Source organism: Microbulbifer sp. ABH2_005 (genome assembly GCF_056160005.1).
This window is the reverse complement of sequence record NZ_JBSWWI010000001.1, coordinates 3,279,366-3,296,988: the sequence shown is the minus strand read 5'-3', so window position 1 is coordinate 3,296,988 and position 17,623 is coordinate 3,279,366. Positions and strand designations below refer to the sequence as shown.

The 17,623-nt window shown below is 45.3% G+C and carries 14 protein-coding genes; 1 reads left to right on the top strand and 13 read right to left on the bottom strand.

What is annotated here, in order from left to right:
* Window positions 1–261: 261 nt before the first annotated feature.
* The 10 genes from ACXAFI_RS14380 to ACXAFI_RS14335 form a co-directional block, all read right to left on the bottom strand.
* Window positions 262–585: a hypothetical protein gene (locus ACXAFI_RS14380; RefSeq protein ID WP_475109361.1), complete on the bottom strand. Its 324-nt coding sequence runs from the start codon at window positions 583–585 to the stop codon at window positions 262–264.
* Between the two features lie 115 nt (window positions 586–700).
* A complete protein-coding gene (locus ACXAFI_RS14375) occupies window positions 701–1,183 on the bottom strand; it encodes a YcxB family protein (protein WP_475109360.1) in 483 nt (160 codons plus the stop codon).
* A 584-nt stretch (window positions 1,184–1,767) separates the two neighbouring features.
* Complete coding sequence (locus tag ACXAFI_RS14370; RefSeq protein ID WP_475109358.1) at window positions 1,768–2,013, bottom strand: VF530 family protein; 246 nt, start codon at window positions 2,011–2,013, stop codon at window positions 1,768–1,770.
* Window positions 2,014–2,504: 491 nt separating this feature from the next.
* Entirely contained in the window at window positions 2,505–3,149 is a 645-nt protein-coding gene (locus ACXAFI_RS14365) for a hypothetical protein (RefSeq protein ID WP_475109357.1), read from the bottom strand.
* An 808-nt stretch (window positions 3,150–3,957) separates the two neighbouring features.
* Entirely contained in the window at window positions 3,958–4,809 is an 852-nt protein-coding gene (locus ACXAFI_RS14360) for a hypothetical protein (RefSeq protein WP_475109356.1), read from the bottom strand.
* 883 nt (window positions 4,810–5,692) lie between these two features.
* On the bottom strand, window positions 5,693–7,528 hold the full coding sequence (locus ACXAFI_RS14355; RefSeq protein ID WP_444891067.1) for an ATP-binding protein: 1,836 nt from the start codon (window positions 7,526–7,528) through the stop codon (window positions 5,693–5,695).
* 2 nt (window positions 7,529–7,530) lie between these two features.
* Complete coding sequence (locus tag ACXAFI_RS14350; RefSeq protein WP_475109355.1) at window positions 7,531–8,703, bottom strand: SIR2 family protein; 1,173 nt, start codon at window positions 8,701–8,703, stop codon at window positions 7,531–7,533.
* A 143-nt stretch (window positions 8,704–8,846) separates the two neighbouring features.
* Window positions 8,847–9,269: a hypothetical protein gene (locus tag ACXAFI_RS14345; protein WP_475109354.1), complete on the bottom strand. Its 423-nt coding sequence runs from the start codon at window positions 9,267–9,269 to the stop codon at window positions 8,847–8,849.
* A gap of 423 nt (window positions 9,270–9,692) precedes the next feature.
* On the bottom strand, window positions 9,693–10,076 hold the full coding sequence (locus ACXAFI_RS14340) for a hypothetical protein (protein WP_475109353.1): 384 nt from the start codon (window positions 10,074–10,076) through the stop codon (window positions 9,693–9,695).
* Between the two features lie 71 nt (window positions 10,077–10,147).
* Window positions 10,148–10,837, bottom strand: coding sequence for a hypothetical protein (locus ACXAFI_RS14335; protein WP_444891063.1), 690 nt, complete (start codon window positions 10,835–10,837; stop codon window positions 10,148–10,150).
* Window positions 10,838–12,127: 1,290 nt separating this feature from the next.
* On the opposite strand from ACXAFI_RS14335, the gene csrA reads away from it, so the two are divergent.
* Window positions 12,128–12,316, top strand: a complete 189-nt coding sequence (gene csrA, locus ACXAFI_RS14330) for a carbon storage regulator CsrA (RefSeq protein ID WP_475109352.1) — start codon at window positions 12,128–12,130, stop codon at window positions 12,314–12,316.
* A gap of 458 nt (window positions 12,317–12,774) precedes the next feature.
* Here csrA and ACXAFI_RS14325 read toward each other — a convergent pair whose 3' ends face one another.
* The 3 genes from ACXAFI_RS14325 to ACXAFI_RS14315 all read right to left on the bottom strand — a co-directional run bounded on the left by ACXAFI_RS14325 (window position 12,775) and on the right by ACXAFI_RS14315 (window position 17,611).
* Window positions 12,775–13,284: a type VI secretion system amidase effector protein Tae4 gene (locus tag ACXAFI_RS14325; RefSeq protein ID WP_444904062.1), complete on the bottom strand. Its 510-nt coding sequence runs from the start codon at window positions 13,282–13,284 to the stop codon at window positions 12,775–12,777.
* A gap of 523 nt (window positions 13,285–13,807) precedes the next feature.
* Entirely contained in the window at window positions 13,808–16,582 is a 2,775-nt protein-coding gene (locus ACXAFI_RS14320) for a valine--tRNA ligase (protein ID WP_475109351.1), read from the bottom strand.
* Window positions 16,583–16,729: 147 nt separating this feature from the next.
* Window positions 16,730–17,611: a hypothetical protein gene (locus ACXAFI_RS14315; RefSeq protein WP_475109350.1), complete on the bottom strand. Its 882-nt coding sequence runs from the start codon at window positions 17,609–17,611 to the stop codon at window positions 16,730–16,732.
* Window positions 17,612–17,623 lie beyond the last annotated feature (12 nt).

Genomic DNA, 17,623 nt, shown 5'->3' with positions numbered 1-17,623 from the left:
GCCTAATGCCAAGATTAATATATTGGATACGGTGAAGGCCTGAAGCTAAATCCATGCGTTTAAAGACAAGGCTAGCCTACTGATATGCTTCTAGTCGGGTATAAAGTTGAGGTGGCGCACTGCCTTGATATTCAACTCGATTGAAGAACTGCTCAATACTATCGCTGAGTAGAAATTTATTAAGAATAGGGAGCTGACCATTGCGAACTCGCACGATGGGTGGTGTGGGGGCCGGTAGCTAGAAACTACCGGCTACCCGATTTATGCATTTGGCCCTGCCATAAATACCGCCGCCCAAAATATTATAATACCTACACAAAACACCGCTAAAGATAGGCTGCAGTGCAGAACATTTATTGTGCGTTTTGCATAAAGTTCAGCTAAGTGCACCAATATTGCAGAACTAGTTAAAAGTAATCCAACACCAATCAGATACAAATTAGTTCCTTGGTAACAATACAAACCATTATGTCTGTCGTAGCAGAATCCCTCACTATTGAACACATAAGCAGCTAATAAAGCCACTGACACTGCTATTGTTAATAGTGCTGCTTTTTGGTTTTTAGTTTTTGGGTTTATATACATGTCTATTGTGCATAACGCCTTGCCAAGCGGCGGCCCCGTAGGGTCGTCGCGTTTGGGCAGCTTGTTATGTATTGTATTAGCTGCATTGTAGACACGATTTTAATTTTTATTGAAATCAATGTTTACCCTTAATCTTGGTAACTATCTCATTAATTAATTCAGCAGGTAATAACGATTTAGACAAGTACTGCTGCCCCCCAGATTTAGCCACCAAAATAAGCCCTAAATCAGTTTCAACAATATGCTCGATATCTGCCCACGACAGAGCTGTTATCGTATAAGGATTCTGTGTCTGGATTCCACCCTTATCTATGGTTAATTTCACTTCACTACCGGCACTTCTCCCAAGCATCTGCCGTGCTAACCACCAAGCTCGTCGAAATCGAATGTGAATCAGTTCCAGTACGCCTAATGCAATTAAGGTGTAACTTGCGATCTTAGGTTGCTCAGTAAATAACAGCAATCCCGCACCAGTAGATAATAATAATGTAGGAAGAAGATAATTGGGTTTGACATTTTTCCCATAGGGTAGAGACTGATCATAGCATTCGGCAAGGTAATCTCTAGATAAAGTAAATTGAGTATTAAAAGGCTGCATAAAAACAACTTATTGTGTCTGGTAAATTTGTTCACTTGCCTAAATTTGGCACGCCCAGCATGGGTGTGGACTAATGGGGTAAAAGTCCTCTGTAGGAAGATCACCGATTAATGGGTTCCATTAAATGCTAACTATCAGCGAATGGCAACTGCAACACCGTGAGGTCTTGTGGGGAGGAAGCGGCTAGTAAAGCTATGAGCTGGCGAACAGATACATCCTATAAGGCTTAACCTGGAGGCGAGGGGCCAAGGGCACCGAACCCGGGTGATCTAATAGGTAGAGTCAATGGTGCAGCTGTGCAGTGAAAGGTCACGTTCTTACTCTGGGTAGATCAGTTTAACTTGCTGCTGTGAGGCTGCCAGCGTGGCCGCTGGCTCAGAAGTAGCGCACTGCCATGATACTCTACTCAGATAAGAGCTGCTCGACACTATCGTTGGGTAGGGATTCAACGGATAGGGAACCGGCCATTGTAGATTGGCACGATGGGTGGTGTGGGGGCCGGTAGCTAGAAACTACCGGCTACCCGATTTATGCGCCTGTCCCAGCTTAATCACAGCGACATCTATGTGGCTACCAAATAGTGATTATTTACGATTAGCCCATGGAGATTTATTTTCAAAAGTTGAGATATACAGATTCTCGACTTTATCTCGCGCCCACTGGGTTTTGCGTAAAAACTTGAGCGAAGACTTAATTTTTGGATCGCTCTTAAAGCAATTGATATTAATCCTATCTGCCAAACCATCCCAGCCATAATGCTCCTGCAATCGTATAACAACCTTCTCAAGAGTAATACCATGCAGCGGATTGTTTGTTTGTTCTTTACTCATTCTTCAATCAATACTCTATATTTAATGCCGCAAGCATGGGCGTGAACTAATAGGGATGAAAGTTCCCTGTAGGAAGATCACCGTTTAATGGGTTCCATTAAATGCTAACTACTAGCGAATGGCAACTGTAACACTGGGAGGTCTTGTGGGGAGGAAGCCGCTAGCAAGATACAAGCTGGCGAACAGAAACATCCTATAAGGCTTAGCCTGGAGGCGAGGTAGCCAAGGATTCCGAAGCTGGGTGTTCTAACGGGGAGAGTCAATGATGGTTCACGTTCTTATCAGGGGAAATCTGTTTAGCCTGCTGCTGTGGAGCTGTCAGAGTGATCGGTGACTCAGAAGTAGCGCACTGCCATGACACTCAGCTCAAATGAAGCGCTGCTCGACACTATCGTTGGGTAGAGATTCATTACGGATAGGGAACCGCCCATTGCGGTCCCGCACGATGGGTGTTGTTGGGGCCGGTAGCTAGAAACCACCGGCTACCCGATTTATAGCTTTATCACAAATTTGTCAGACTCTAACTTCTTCGAGACAAGATCAAAAACTTTGTAGCGGAGTTCATCTGACACCTGAACAAGCAAGCCCAGCGTCTGTTTATCTGAGAAATATTCGTATTGGATGATTTTGTTTAATCCAGTATCAAGGCACTCAAGGGTTGTTCCATCGGCGGCGCTGACACAAGCACTTATCCCTTCAGATTCAGGGATAATCTCCACATATATGTAGTCGGACGTCGATTCATTTGTTTGATTATCATATGTTTTAAGAACGCGATGTTCAATAATTTGAGAGTTATTGTCCGGAAGTAACCATCTAGGCTCCTCCCCGATTTGACTTAAGAAAAGAAGGTTTCGAAGGGTTCGGCTATATCCCCCAGACTTTAAAACACCGTCACGCTTTGAATAGACACGTATATACTGAATTCCTTTGTCTCGAATTGTTTCTACATCTGAAAGCTCGATTATTTCTTTAGTTTCTTTGTCAGGAGTAGCAATTTCTACCGCATTTCTCCTTGTGCTTTTCGTTATCTCTTGAAAGATAAAAAAAGCCCCAATTAATGAAGCAATCAATAAGAGGAGAAAGAGTATTGAGTTAACTCTGTTGATTGTTAGAAATATCTTATTATTTTCCATATCTATCCTTGGTTATAACGATTAAAGCAGGGGCGGCTGGGTCGTAGCGTAGGTTGTCCTGCGAAGGGCCAAAGGCCCGAAGCAACCTGCTTGTACTTGGTACGCCCAGCATGGGCATGAGCTAGTGGGGTGAAAGTACACTGTAGGAAGATCACCGTTTAATGGACTCTATTAAATGCTAACTACTAGCGATTGGCAACTGCAACACTGGCGCTTGTGGGGAGGAAGCTGCTAGCAAAACTATGAGTTGACGAACAGAGCATCCTATAAGGCTTAGCCTGGAGGTGAGATGGCCAAGGGCACTGAAGCCGGGTGATCCAACGGGTAGAGCCAATGATGCAATTGTGTAGTGAAAGTTCACGTTCTTATCTGGGGAGATCTTTTTAGCTTGCTGCTGTGAAGCTGTCTTCGTGGCCGCTGACTCATAAGTAGGCCCACCCTGTTAGCTACCATCGTGAGGTAGACAAAAGTGGTGGGGCATAGCAGCGCCTCGGTCAGTAATGACCACGGTGATTAAACAGAGGTCAGCAAACGGCATAGTAGCCTAATGCCAAGATTAATACCTTGGACAGGGTGAAGGCCTGAACCCAAAATCAATGAGTTCAAAGACAGGGCTAGTCTATCGATATGTTTCCAGTTGGATAAAGTTGAGGTGGCGCACTGCGATGACACTCAGCTCAAATGAAGATCTGCTCGACACTATCGTTGGGTAGAGATTAATTACGGATAGGGAACCGCATTGCAGGCCTCACGATGGGTGGTGTGGTAGCCGGTAGCTAGAAACTACCGGTTACCCGATTTATGTGAATTACTCACGTAGTTTGCAATAAGTTTGTACACCACCATGTATGATCTTCCACTGTTTCTGACTACGCTCATTTTTAGCAGGCACTAATGAAAACTCTATTGTGGCTTGCCCACATACTATCTCTGGGTCTACTGATCTTCTACAAAGCCCATAATTTCCATTTTTGTCAGAGACCCAATAATCCTTGTACTTTGTAATTCGAGGTTTGGGTATACTCTTGTACATCGAGCCATCTTCTAGAAGAGATATTAGCTCTATGGAATTACTTGGCGGCTTGTTAATGGCTTCCCAGCGACGAGCATTACCAAGCTGGCCACATCCGTCGGGTAGGCTATTTTGTTTCCATGTAATAGCATCTAAAGCAATAGGATCTGGCTTCACATCTAGTTTTCGATATTCTTTAAATTCACCTAGCTCTTTGAAATCATCTACAGCGTATAAAACTAATCCGGTCCGAGTGCAGATATTGGTTGTATATACGATTTGATCATCGGTCAATTCATCAATCGACTTATGATTGTTTATTGTTTTTCTATCTCCAATAACACTAAGGGAGGAGGCACTTGGAGCACCATCTATGTGATTGTTTTTCCAGGTTTCTCCTTTTCTTCCGAAACTGTAAACTATTAGGTTGGTTCCCGGCTTTAAAAATTCACGGGAGAAGCCTCCACAGCTAGAACCCTCAACATTAGTATGCATAATAAACTTACTACTAATATTACCTTTCCATACCCTAGCAACATCGAATTCCAATATAATCCTAGGTTCCCACTCCTCTTTAGAGTCTACAAGCGTGAAGTTATCCACTATGCCTGCAAAAACCACATCTGCGGAGTCCTTGGCTTCATCCACGCTTATGGGGGCACATGTACACGCCCAAGACTGATAGGAAAATAATAATCCAAATATTGGTAACAATCTAAACATATATATGTTTTCGTTTTGCGGGACTAAGCCCGAATTAACATGATGCCTTTAGCAACGGCAAATTACGGAGCCAAAGGCATAGTAACTTGTCCGCTTACCTAAATTTGGTACGCTCACCATGGGCGTGGATTAGTGGTGTGAAAGTCCTTTGTAGAAAGATCACCATTTAATGGGTTCCATTAAATGCTAACTACTAGCGAATGGCAACTGCAACGCTGGGAGATCTTGTGGGGAGGAAACCGCTAGCAAAACTTCGAGCTAACGAACAGAAACATCCTATAAAGCTTAGCCTGGAGGCGAGGTGGCCAAGGGTACCGACGTCGGGTGATTTAACGGGTAGAGTCAATGACGCAGTTGTGTAGTGAAAGTTCACGTTCTTATCTGGGGATATCTGTTTAGCTTGCTGCTGTGAAGCTGTCAGTGTGGCCGCTGACTCATAAGTAGGCCCAATCCGCTAGCCGCTATCGAGGGGATAGAAAAAAGTGGTGGAACACAGCAGCGCCTCAGTTAGTAACGACCAAGGTAATTAAGCAGAAGTCAGACGACGGCATAGTATCTGAATGCCAAGATTAATATCTTGGACAGGGTGAAGGCCTGAACCCAAACTCCACGAGTTAAAAGACAGGGCTAGCCTGCCGATATGTTTCCAGTCCGATGAAGTTGAGGTAGCGCACTGCCATGACACTCAACTCAAATGAAGAGCTGCTCGACACTATCGTTGGGTAGAGATTCATTACGGATCCGCACGATGAGTGGTTTGGTATCCGATAGCTAGAAACTACCGGCCACCCGATTTATAACGCGCTCATTAGCTGCACATCCTTTCAGATATTTTCTTCAATTTATCTAATTCTAAGCGATCACTCGCCCAGCCCTGAGCAAACGGAATCGTATTAGATTTCGGTAATTGCTCTTCTTTTAGGTCTCTTACTCTTACTCTAGAAGGTAGAGCAGCGCCTTCACCAACAAAAATTGCTTCTTGCTGAGATAAAATAGGTAGCGCTCCAACCATACCAGAAAGTCCATCTGGTAAGAATCGAGCAACATGTTGCTGATCTGCAGAATTTGTAAGTCTTAAAACAACCCATGTACCACATTGTGATATTACTGTACTGTCTACATCAGCTGGTCGTTGACTTACAAGCATTAGACCAATTCCGTATTTTCGTCCTTCTCTTGCTATTCGTCTTATTGCTCCCTGAGCAGCTGCGTACTGAGCCTCTCCATGATCTGGAACATATCTATGCGCTTCTTCACAAACCAGTAAAATAGGGTCTTTCTCTTTCTCTTCTTGAGTTTGGAATACTTTATACTGAAAAAGTAATCGAGCGATTAATGCAGTCAGTGGCCCTGCAACTTCGTTTGGCAGGCCTGAAATATCAATAATTCTGATATCTTTACCTTCCTGGCTAGGCGCACCTATGAATTGGTTCAAGACTTGATGTAGCTGGATTTCATCATCATTATCGATCCAACACTTCATCATAAATGAAAGTCGAGTATCTCTTCGAAGAACCTTGAGCTTATCCAGTATGGAAGGAACAGGCGATTTTGCCAGATCAGTATTTGTGAGAGTTACATGTCCAGCATTTGTTTTTCTACCTCCCTGTATATATTTAATATGACTTTCAAATTCTTCCAAACAGAATGGTCTAGGTTTATCACGGTCGAATTCCAGAATGTCCGACGTATCTTTGCCATCACAAAGGTCTGGGTCATCAAAACTTTCTAAGTGATCTAGTTCCTTTGTTCCAAACTCTCTAGGGCAAGGCTTTATAATCTTAGCTGCAACCATTCTGGCGTGAGCAAGTGCTTTCTGAACCGCGTTGTTCTGGCTAGTAGCACTTCTTTCTGTTTTACCGACGATCAGGTTAGTAAACTCGTCGCTAGACATTAACCAATACGGAAGCTTTATCTCTTCTTGCCCGTCATCACCAGTTGCGATGTCATATGCTCGGTACTGTACCGCTCTAGATTTAAAGGCTGAACCATATTCTCCATGAGGATCAATGACCACTATCTGAGGAGACAGCTCTTGCTCATTGTTTTTATGCAATAGTACGCTATGAATAATCGCAGCGACGGTACCTGACTTACCAGAACCTGTAGAGCCAAGAACCGCACAATGCATACCAAACATTTTATTAATGTTAGCTCGACAGGCTGTAGATTCAGAAGCACTGTAAACTGCAAAGGGAACTAATGGATCTACTTCATCATCTCTTGTACCTTCTGCGGAGCGATAGACAAAAGAGATTTCTTCGTTGGTTAGAAGAAATACGCCTTGCTGGGGCAAAGGATAGGTTTTAATGCCACGATTAAAAGCCAAAGTTGATTTTGTATTATTCCAGCTGCCTTCAGCTAGCAGTTGGACTTCCATTACACGCTGATCAGAATCAGCAGTTACAGGCATACCTGCTTCAATTAACTCTTCTGATCTCATTCTGAGCATTGTCACCAAGCCGAAAATTATTTTACGACCATAGTGAATTTTAACCATGCTACCTATTTGACCGATAGGGTAAACACGACCATTAAAAGTTCTTGTTAATTCTGATATTTTATCGGAAATCTCAACTTTTATATTGGTTCCTGATACCTCGACAACTTGGCCAATTTTCAGCTCTTCAGATGGTGTAAACATAACTAAACCTCGCATCCGTTCTTTAATACTGATGTTACACCGTTGAATGTCCACCAATAATCGTCTTCGTCTTTTCTTTTATATGGGCCACCTTTTCCAATATACAGGCCGTGTATGGATGCAATAATTACTCTTGAACCAAAACTATCACTACGCCATTTTTCTAAACATGGAGGAATTTCATCCCTACATTCCAAGAAAGCGAGTAATACGGTTTTGTTCTCTTCTTTTGATAAAGCAAATTCAATCTCGTTGTTGATGTGATCGTCGCCAAAACTATATCCGCACACAGCTAAGATATTGCTATTGGAGGAATTCAGAGATTTTCTGAATAGATCAAATTGCGTAGAGAACGGATCCTGTTGAGTGGCAATGTATTTTGTAGCTTGTGGGTAAATTAGCACTCTCCGTTCCGCCTTTGGGTAGAGGTCGTTGTCTCTAACTCGCCATACATACCCTTTGTCACAAAGATACCAATCTATTGAGCCATGCATTTTTATTATATTCGCACGTTGTCCATTCCCTGGTGCGGGCTCCCCATACTTATGAGTTCGATGGGCTACAGCTCCGCCATCAAACCCATCCCAATAAGGTACTTTGCTTAGTGCTAGTGCATCTTCTAAAAGAGTGTCATAGTTAGTTGTGAAAATATTTACAGCTTTTCTTCGCTCATGAACGCCAGCGGATGCGTGGTTAAACAGAGTATCAACAAATTCTAAATGTGCGTTGATGTCCACGATTGGTTTAGATAAAGAGCCTTCTTCAACTGTATTTCCATCCTCGTCCTCAACATAGCCGCATCGGATCACATTTGAGATAGACTCAAGGATCGTATTATGTACTTTTTCTAAGGTTTCTAACTCAACCTCACCGCCACTAATAATTGTCTTTTTCTTTTTGTTTCTTTCAGCTAATGCAGTATAGTCGCCAAGATGACTAAGAACATGTTCTATATGGCATTGTTCAGGCAAATCTTGAAATAGTGGAGTTATAATATCATCATATAATTTTTTGTGGCTAGCTTCTACATCCTTTTTAACTTTGTTCGTCAAAGGATACATTAGCGGCAGTTTAGCCTCGAAGCTTATTCCTGCACCCAGTAGCCAACTTTGCTCACTGCACTTCAAGTGCTCTTCTATTTGCAAGAACAACTCATCATCAATCAAATCATTCATTTATTTTCCTTTTTATAGAGTTGCAACCAAGTTAGCGAAGCGTTATAACGTCGCCATAAGTGGATGCCGAAGCAACGCGTAGGCAGTTCGAAGGAAGCCACGCTTTTTATGGTCTGAACGAATTTAATGGCCTTGTTAAATTTTTACTTAACCCCAAGCTTATATGCAACAATAGCGGTGCATGTGCCAACGACGATACCCACTGCCATTGCATAAATTCTATCCGAGCGTTTTTCAGCGTTTTGGGCAAAATATAGCTCAGCCTTCGAGGTTGTATAAAATCTACTATTTTCTGGACTAACCGGCTTATTTGAAGCTGTGTAGTTATTGACTTTTTTCTGCCCTGAAATAGACGAATAAATCATTGAGGCCAGAGTGTATTCGTCAGGTACCGAACCGTTAACACTCCAATCACATCTGACATTGCCATCCGCGCATAGCATTGCTAGCGGATAGCAATCCCTGTAGTCATTGAACTTCGTATCAATGAAAGGAATAATATTGGCAAGAGAAAACTCTCTTCCTTTTACTATACATTTTAATAATTTATGAGAATTTAGTTTCATATGATTTAAATTTAACACCTACATTTGGGGCTGGAGTACACAGTGCGTAGGTCCCAGCCCATGAAGTGGGTGAACAACATGCACTTGTTATGAATTTTCATCCGTGCTACAGCGTTCAAATTGATTGCACCAAAAAATTGTATTGTTGTAGCGAAGCTTAAATATGATGTTTTCCTTCTCGAGCTTACTAACCCATGAGCTATTGGCAATTGCATCATACTTGTATGAGAGATTCATCAGCCATACTTGGTGGTACTTCACCCCTATCATATTGATTGGCGCCCACAGAAAGAAAAGTGACAAATAGGTACCGAATAAACTCCCAAGTGCTAGTGCCAGATTTTTCATCGTTTATGTAGACTCATAACGCTACGAGCTGGGGTGAATTGCCGAGGCGAAGGAAGCTTCCCTAGCTTTGCCTTGTTATATGCGACCATAGGGCTTTAACCGGTAACGATAATTGGGTGAACCATCCATATTAAACATGCCGTCTTTTTCTAACGGTGGTGACCTAAGACAAATGACCTTAGCAGTTCCACCTGATCCAGGCTCCCCCAAATTTACGCTTCCCTTTGCTACTTCATACTCTGATGTGTCCGGGTCAGTATTTAAAATTAATTTAACCCTGCTCTCATATATTCTATTTCTATCTTCAGGCGAAACTCCTTTAGCCATCCGAATTTGTACGTCTGATTTGTCATAGAACATAATATACTCATCTGAACCAGGGCTTACCGGAGTCAAGACCGCATGGTGCGCGCAGCTAACTAAAAGAATCATAAGAGATAAATTTATGTATATTTTCATGCGTCAGCCGGACATATAACGCCTATTTCATTGGGGAATTATGAGCGCAGCGAGTAATTTTTTCTGTGCAGCTACTTGTTAGAGCTTTGTTCGCTAGGAATACCGTACTCAGCTCTTAATCTTTTGTGCCTTAGCTTTAAAGCAATTTGCATAACATTCATAACCAACACAACTGCTGCCATTACTAATAGCATTGGAAAAATTGAGTCCATCACCTTGCCAAATACATTGGATGAATCAAAGGTACTCTTTACAAGGGAAAACATTGTTGCAAATGCTGCAATAGTACCTACTGTCATTGACAGCAGCATTGTCATTTTTTCCTTGTACTCAACCTTCGCTACAAAAAACTCGTTATCTATTTCTTCAGGTGTACTTTCAGTCGCTTCAGGGATGATTGAATTTAGTGCTTCACAATAAGATTTCTTAGTTGCTGAAGAGATAAAACTTGAATCCATAATCTCTTTAATTAGCTCTTCGATTATCTGAGTAGTGCTAAATAACCTTTCTGGCTCGATCTTATACTTTCTAGCGGTAGCATTTTTTAACGCATCAACCACCTCAAAGGATGGAAGCTCATTTTCAGAGATCTCAGGCCTGATGGCATAGAGAATTTCACGATTCGCAGAAGATATATTTATCGCTAATTCTTTTTGGTCTTTTTTGGAGAATAGTGTTCTCGTAAGCCAAGTAACAAAAAGGCCGCTTAAAATACCGCCTCCAACTCCAATGACCCATCCGTTATTTAGTAAATCTTCCATTAAGTATCTCGTGATTTGCTCTAACAGCTATATAGTAATTATTCTGACCACTATTATCATGATTATTACCTCAGAATCAATTTCTACTCCACAGCCTAAATTTCTATTTAACACCATAGACTTAAAGCAACCTGATACTTGCGTACTAACTGGAAGAACGATCACTTTGACTACTATCCCGATTTTAACACCAGTTCTTAACCCATTGATTTCACAATTTTTTTTGGTGTATCTTCTTGTTCTTCAATATAAAGGTCAATATGAACGTAAACCCCTAAGCTAGCACTCACAAACTTTTATAGGCTGGTATTAATTGGGGAGTTGTTAAGGTATCTAGAGTGCCTCTGAATCAGTCCGTAATATCTCTTCGGCTTTTGAAGGCTACAGATATTAGGTGCAGTTTGCCGTGAATGACGGTAGCCCTTTACAAGTGTTGCAACGCAGCAGCTGTGGCCTTCAAGCCTCGGCCCGAGGGGGCTTTCATAGTGATACCCCGTGTTGCGACAGCTTGTAAGGTCTAGACATTCCTGCGAAGCTAGGCTCTGATTGTGACCGCTCTGTAATTAGAAGCATCATTGAGTTGTTCAGAGGCTTCTAAATCCTGCAGTAATATCCTAAAAATTTACAAGCTGTTTGATATATCGAGAGACCTTTTCTGTAGATATGTGGAATATATTTCATCAGTATTGATGATCTATTGTTTTCTGAATTTCAGTGTGGGAGCGGGTGGGGGTATTAATTTTCATGGCCATTTTTATTTGCAGCCTAAATTTTCAAATCGCTAGCAACAAAAAAATATAGGCACAAAAATATTCTTATTGGATTTTATTAAGTTTGTTTTAGTGTCAAAGCTGCGTAAAATCGGTGGATATTTATCGGTATTTGGGTCGTCATTAAACAGCCCTCTAAAGGCCGATGACCAAAGAGATTCGAGAGAATCAAGAAATTTCTAAAGCTATTCCCTCAAAGGAGAACGGTAGCGTGACGTAAGAGTAAGTAAAAGGCGCTGACCCAAGGTGCGCTAACACCTGGGGCCAGCTAACCAAATTGATAATCGACCTATCAAAATGGCTATATGGATCATACGCTAGAAACCCGCTCGTCTTCAATAAAGTGGAGTCCATTCAGTAGTTTGGGGCATGTCCCTTGGCTCTGGAAGCGTTGCATCTGCCTTTTCTACCTCTATGCCTACCGTTCTCGCGCTCCCCCTGATGCTTCCTTAAAAGTTACTTTCAAACCCTTCCATTAAGGGAGGTCTACGCATGGTTTGAGTATTAATAGGAAGCAAATATGTTGATCTTAAAGCGCCGGAAGGGTGAAAACTTACGGATTGGAGCGAACGTCTCAATTGCGGTATTGGAAGTTAAGGGTAACCAGGTAAAGATAGGCATACGTGCTCCCAAATCTCTACCCGTTCACCGTGAGGAAATCTATAGACGTTTGCAAAAGGAGAGGGCATTGGGGGATGGGGTTGGTTGAGGTTAAAGAGCGCCGTTAAGATGCGATGCGCGTTGGCACGTTCAGTCCACGGGGCTTGTTAATTAGAGCGTGGTCTTGCCCACGTTTTGTAGGCACCTCCATGTTAGGCTGAAACCTAACTATACAGGGTGTCTACCAAACGTGGGTAAGTCTTATCCATAACGCCCGCAGCAATGGTAGGCAAAATTGGCGCGGGCTCGCAGAACTCGCTTAGAGCCAAGATCAACCTTTGGCATTTCTACTTAGCAGAAAACCCATAATCAGCCATATGGAGAATGACACGAAGGCAAATAGTGGCAAAGTTGTTCCCATTATAAAGCCAGCATTTTCAATGCGTTGATCTTCAGTTAATAAACTCCTTGTTAAAGAATTATAGCTAAAGGAAAATATTAAAAAATTTATTACCAACAATAAAATTGAAATTAAACCAGACACAATCCATGGGTGATTTCTAATGCTCACTTTACCTCCCAAAACCAAATTTCTTTGGATTTATTTAAATCAGAGACGAAACCAAATAGTTCAATTACTGATCTATAAAGCATGGTGCCACTCGTAATTTTACCATCTTTCCAAAGGTCGATATGATCACCGCTCCTGCTTTCAAAGCTCTCACTGCCTCGCTGCCAGTAATCTTTGAAAAAAACGATTCCATTTTTTCCATTAAGATCACTTTGAAAGGATCCAGGTGATATTTTCTTGGCTTTTTGCAAGCCAGGTAGCGGAGACGTTTTTAGCCAATTGGCTAGTTGTTCGGCAAGTAGTGCGTGCCTAGACCCTGTGTGAGACCAGCATTTATTACCACTAAAGCCATTGAGTGAAGCCCCAGCCTTGATAAGCGCTTCACTTAGCATAATTGCGCAGTAGTCACTAAATGGAGCAGATATTGTCTCCTGCCTGTTGTAGCACGTTTGTTTTATCACATCCTTTTGTGGATAGCTGTTCCACAACTTCTCAAACGTAAGCATTTTTTCTCCTTATGCTCTCAGTTTACTGGTCCATTGACATTTATAGTGTAATCATTCTGACCACTATTATCATGATTGCCAGCCTGGAATCAATCTAGCGAAGAAGTGCGTAAAAACCTTGAGGGATGAATAAATTACATACAAGACTGGACTGTTGTCCCAAATGAAAAATGATCACTTTGGCCACTATCTCCAATGAATAGACTTTCTCTAACTCACTGTTATTTTTTATAAAGATCCTGATTTCTTATCAGTTACTTAGGAGGGTAGAAAATGGAGCAGTGCCTGAAGCGTTTTAGCGCGCTTTAGGTCGTATACCGCTTCGGTAATACTGTTTTTAGAGCTGGCAACCCCATAAGCGAAGGAGGCACATTGAGCACAAACTCGTGTTCTGAAGTTGATAGAAAATGGAAAGGTACTTGGGCTAGAAGGGTTGCTTGATTTATATCAAAAAAAGAAAAGGGGGCAGAGCCCCCTTTTTTAAATCAGATCCGCTCTTCACCGTAGCGGACTACCAGAACCATTAAAGGTTGCTGATTTCCTCAAGTTGCTGTTGCAGACGCTCGTGAGCACCTTTCATTTCTGCAAGCTTGTCCTTCTCCTTGGCAACAACGGCTTCGGGGGCTTTGTCTACAAACTTGGGATTGTTGAGTTTGCCTTCAACTCGTGCGAGTTCTTTGGAAAGTTTATCAATCTCTTTCTGTAGACGGGCGCTCTCGGCTTTTACGTCGATCAGCCCGGCCATGGGTACTAGCAATTCCATATCGCCTACCAGGGCAGTGGCGGAGGCTGGTGCAGCTTCTCCACTTTCCAGCCAGGTGATTTCTTCGAGGCTGGCCAGTTTGATCAGCAGGCTGCGGGCTTGCTCCAGCAGTTCTTGGTCACGGCTGGAACCGCCGCGCAGGATCAGTGGGATTTTCTTCGCTGGGGAAATATTCATTTCACCGCGAATATTACGCACGCCTTCAATAACCTGCTTCAACCAGGCAACAGCCGCTTCCGCTTCTTCGTCGATCTTGCTGCTGTCGGCTTCCGGGTATTGCTGCAGCATAATGGTGTCACCGTTGGAACCGGCGAGGGTTTTTACACGCTGCCAGATTTCTTCGGTGATAAATGGCATCAGTGGGTGAGCCAGACGCAAAATGGTTTCCAGTACGCGGATCAGGGTACGGCGCGTGCCTTTCTTCACTGCGTCGGAGGCGTTGTCGTCCCACAGTACCGGCTTGGACAGTTCCAGGTACCAGCTGCAGTACTCGCTCCAGATAAAGTCGTACAGGGCCTGGGAGGCGAGGTCGAAGCGGTAGGTATCCATCGCTTCGCGTACGGTAATCTCGGTGCGCTGCAGTTGGGAAATAATCCAGCGGTCGGCGATGGTCAGTTCATAGTCGCTGCTGTTGTCCTGGCCACAGTCCTGTCCTTCGCAGTTTTGCAACACGTAGCGGGAGGCGTTCCAAATCTTATTACAGAAATTGCGGAAGCCTTCGATACGGCCCACATCAAACTTGATGTCGCGGCCGGTGGATGCCAGTGAGTAGTAGGTGTAGCGCAGGGCATCGGTACCAAAAGCAGAGAAACCTTCGGGGAAGTCCTTGCGGGTTTGCTTTTCGATTTTCTCGCGCAGGTGCGGCTGCATCAGGCCGCTGGTGCGTTTCTGTACCAGGCTCTCCAGGTCGATACCGTCGATCAGGTCGATAGGGTCGATCACGTTGCCCTTGGATTTGGACATCTTTTGGCCGTGGTTGTCGCGCACCAGGCCGTGCACGTACACGGTGTTAAACGGTACTTCCTTCTTGAAGTAGAGGGTCAGCATCATCATGCGTGCAACCCAGAAGAAAATAATATCGAAGCCGGTGACCAGTACGGAGCTGGGGTGGAAGGCTTTCAGTTCTTCGGTATCTTCTGGCCAGCCCAGGGTGCCGAAGGTCCACAGGCCGGAGGAGAACCAGGTGTCGAGTACGTCGTCGTCCTGGCGCAGGCTGATGTCGGCGCCCAGGTTGTGCTTCTCGCGCACTTCTTCTTCGCTGCGGCCAACGTAGACTTTGCCGTCGTTGTCGTACCAGGCGGGGATGCGGTGGCCCCACCACAGCTGGCGGGAAATACACCAGTCCTGGATATCGCGCATCCAGGAGAAATACATGTTTTCGTAGTTTTTCGGTACGAACTCAACGCGGCCATCTTCAACGGCGGCGATGGCTTCATCGGCTAGGGGCTGGGTTTTTACGTACCATTGATCGGTGAGCCAGGGCTCGATCACGGCGCCGGAGCGGTCGCCATGGGGCACCTTGAGGGTGTGGGGCTCTACTTTTTCCAGCAGGCCGAGGGCGTCCAGGTCATCGACAATCTGGGTGCGCGCGGCAAAGCGCTCCATGCCGCGGTATTTTTCCGGCATGGCGTCGTTCAGGTGGGCGTCGGCATCGAGGATGTTGATCATCTCGAGGTTGTGGCGCTGGCCCATCTCGTAGTCATTGAAGTCGTGGGCTGGGGTGATTTTTACACAGCCGGTGCCGAATTCACGATCGACGTATTCGTCGGCAATAATCGGAATTTCGCGATCAGCCAGGGGCAGCTTGATGGTTTTGCCAATCAGGTGCTGGTAGCGCTCGTCTTCCGGGTGTACGGCTACGGCGGTATCGCCAAGCATGGTTTCCGGGCGGGTAGTGGCAACTACCAAGTGGCCGGAGCCATCGGAGAGCGGGTAGCGGAAGTGCCACAGGTGGCCCTGCTTCTCTTCGTTTAATACTTCCAGGTCTGAGATGGCGGTGTGGAATTTCGGGTCCCAGTTCACCAGGCGCTTGCCGCGATAAATCAGGCCGTCTTCATACAGTTTGATAAAGACTTCCTGCACCGCTTTGTAGAAGCCGTCGTCCATGGTGAAGCGTTCGCGGGACCAGTCGGGGCTGGCGCCCAGGCGGCGCAGCTGGCGGGTAATGGTGCCGCCGGACTCTTCCTTCCACTCCCAGACCTTCTCAATAAACTTGTCGCGGCCCAGATCGTGGCGGGATACGCCTTCGGCGCCCAGCAGGCGCTCTACCACCATCTGGGTGGCGATACCGGCATGGTCGGTGCCCACTTGCCACAGGGTGTTGTCTCCCTGCATGCGGTGGTAGCGAATCAGGGCATCCATGATGGACTCCTGGAAACCGTGGCCCATATGCAGGCTGCCGGTGACGTTCGGCGGCGGGATCATAATGGAGTAGGGCTTGGCTTCTGTATCGCCGGAAGGCTTGAAGTAGCCGTTCTCCTCCCAGGTTTTGTACCACTGCTGTTCGATGGCGTTGGGCTGGTATGTTTTGTCCATGCGGGTGGGAAACCTTGTGTTAACTGACTGCGGGCGCAGCATTTTGGCTCAGGATAGTCTGGCGATTGCTCTGTCTGCGCGGAAAAGGCGGCAATTATACCGCCGGGGGTAGGGTGGGCAAAAGGCAGCTTTGGGGCTAAATCGCACTCAGTCCCAGATCTCTAGTTCGTCGACCACTTTTTCTATCCGGGCACGCAGCTGTTTTTCCAGTTGGGGAAGCTGTTGGGCTACCAATTCTTCAATCAGGTCGCTGCGCTGGCGCTCTTTCTCTGAGGGCTCCAATTTTTCTGAGGGGCCCTCCCGCTCAGCGATCGCCTGGGCCATCACCAGTGCCTGGGTGCGGGTACCCGCACTGGCGGTTTCGATGGCTTTGGGCTTGGGTTGGGCCGGCTCCGCAATTGCGGGGATACGTCCACCGGTCAACCGCGAGCGGATATGGGCGGGCAGGAAGGGGTTCTCGGGTGCTGGGGCAAGGCGCTCCTCTGAGGTTTCAGTTGCAGCAGTGGTATCTGGCTCAGTTTGTTTACTGTCAGGCTGGGTGTCACTGCCCGGCTGATCATCGCTCTCATCTAGGTGCTCTTCCATTAGGTGCTCTGCCACCGGGGCTTTTGCCTGTGGCTCGGTGGTCTTACCTGGGAGGTTCTGTAGGGGGCGCAACAGGGCAAGATCTGATTCCGCCAGTTGCACTTTATGCTCTCCGGTAAGCGTTTCATCGACCGGGGAAAATAATATCGGCAGGTCTTCCTGCTCTAGGAGTTCCTCTTGCTCCTGAAGCTCCTCCTCTTTGGCATCCTCCACACTGGGGGGAGCCGGGAATTCCGGTTCGGCGGATAACAATGGAATATCTGCGGGGGGAGTGGCTTTTTGTATTTGCGGCTTGGCCGAGCCCGCTACCTGATTGAGCAGGGGAATTTCATCGAGATCGTCACTGTTAAGGAGGTCGTGCAGTGAGTTCAGCTCGTCGAGAAGCTCGCTGGACTGTTTGCGTGGTTGTCCGCGCTGCTTGTGCTTGTTCTTTCGACCGGACATGGTGGTTGCCAG

Coding starts and splice junctions, on each gene's coding strand:
- ACXAFI_RS14335 (WP_444891063.1), bottom strand. CDS start 10,837: ATGGAAGATTTACTAAATAACGGATGGGTCATTGGAGTTGGAGGCGGT.
- ACXAFI_RS14320 (WP_475109351.1), bottom strand. CDS start 16,582: ATGGACAAAACATACCAGCCCAACGCCATCGAACAGCAGTGGTACAAA.
- ACXAFI_RS14380 (WP_475109361.1), bottom strand. CDS start 585: ATGTATATAAACCCAAAAACTAAAAACCAAAAAGCAGCACTATTAACA.
- ACXAFI_RS14355 (WP_444891067.1), bottom strand. CDS start 7,528: ATGTTTACACCATCTGAAGAGCTGAAAATTGGCCAAGTTGTCGAGGTA.
- ACXAFI_RS14345 (WP_475109354.1), bottom strand. CDS start 9,269: ATGAAACTAAATTCTCATAAATTATTAAAATGTATAGTAAAAGGAAGA.
- csrA (WP_475109352.1), top strand. CDS start 12,128: ATGTTGATCTTAAAGCGCCGGAAGGGTGAAAACTTACGGATTGGAGCG.
- ACXAFI_RS14365 (WP_475109357.1), bottom strand. CDS start 3,149: ATGGAAAATAATAAGATATTTCTAACAATCAACAGAGTTAACTCAATA.
- ACXAFI_RS14350 (WP_475109355.1), bottom strand. CDS start 8,703: ATGAATGATTTGATTGATGATGAGTTGTTCTTGCAAATAGAAGAGCAC.
- ACXAFI_RS14340 (WP_475109353.1), bottom strand. CDS start 10,076: ATGAAAATATACATAAATTTATCTCTTATGATTCTTTTAGTTAGCTGC.
- ACXAFI_RS14315 (WP_475109350.1), bottom strand. CDS start 17,611: ATGTCCGGTCGAAAGAACAAGCACAAGCAGCGCGGACAACCACGCAAA.
- ACXAFI_RS14325 (WP_444904062.1), bottom strand. CDS start 13,284: ATGCTTACGTTTGAGAAGTTGTGGAACAGCTATCCACAAAAGGATGTG.
- ACXAFI_RS14375 (WP_475109360.1), bottom strand. CDS start 1,183: ATGCAGCCTTTTAATACTCAATTTACTTTATCTAGAGATTACCTTGCC.
- ACXAFI_RS14370 (WP_475109358.1), bottom strand. CDS start 2,013: ATGAGTAAAGAACAAACAAACAATCCGCTGCATGGTATTACTCTTGAG.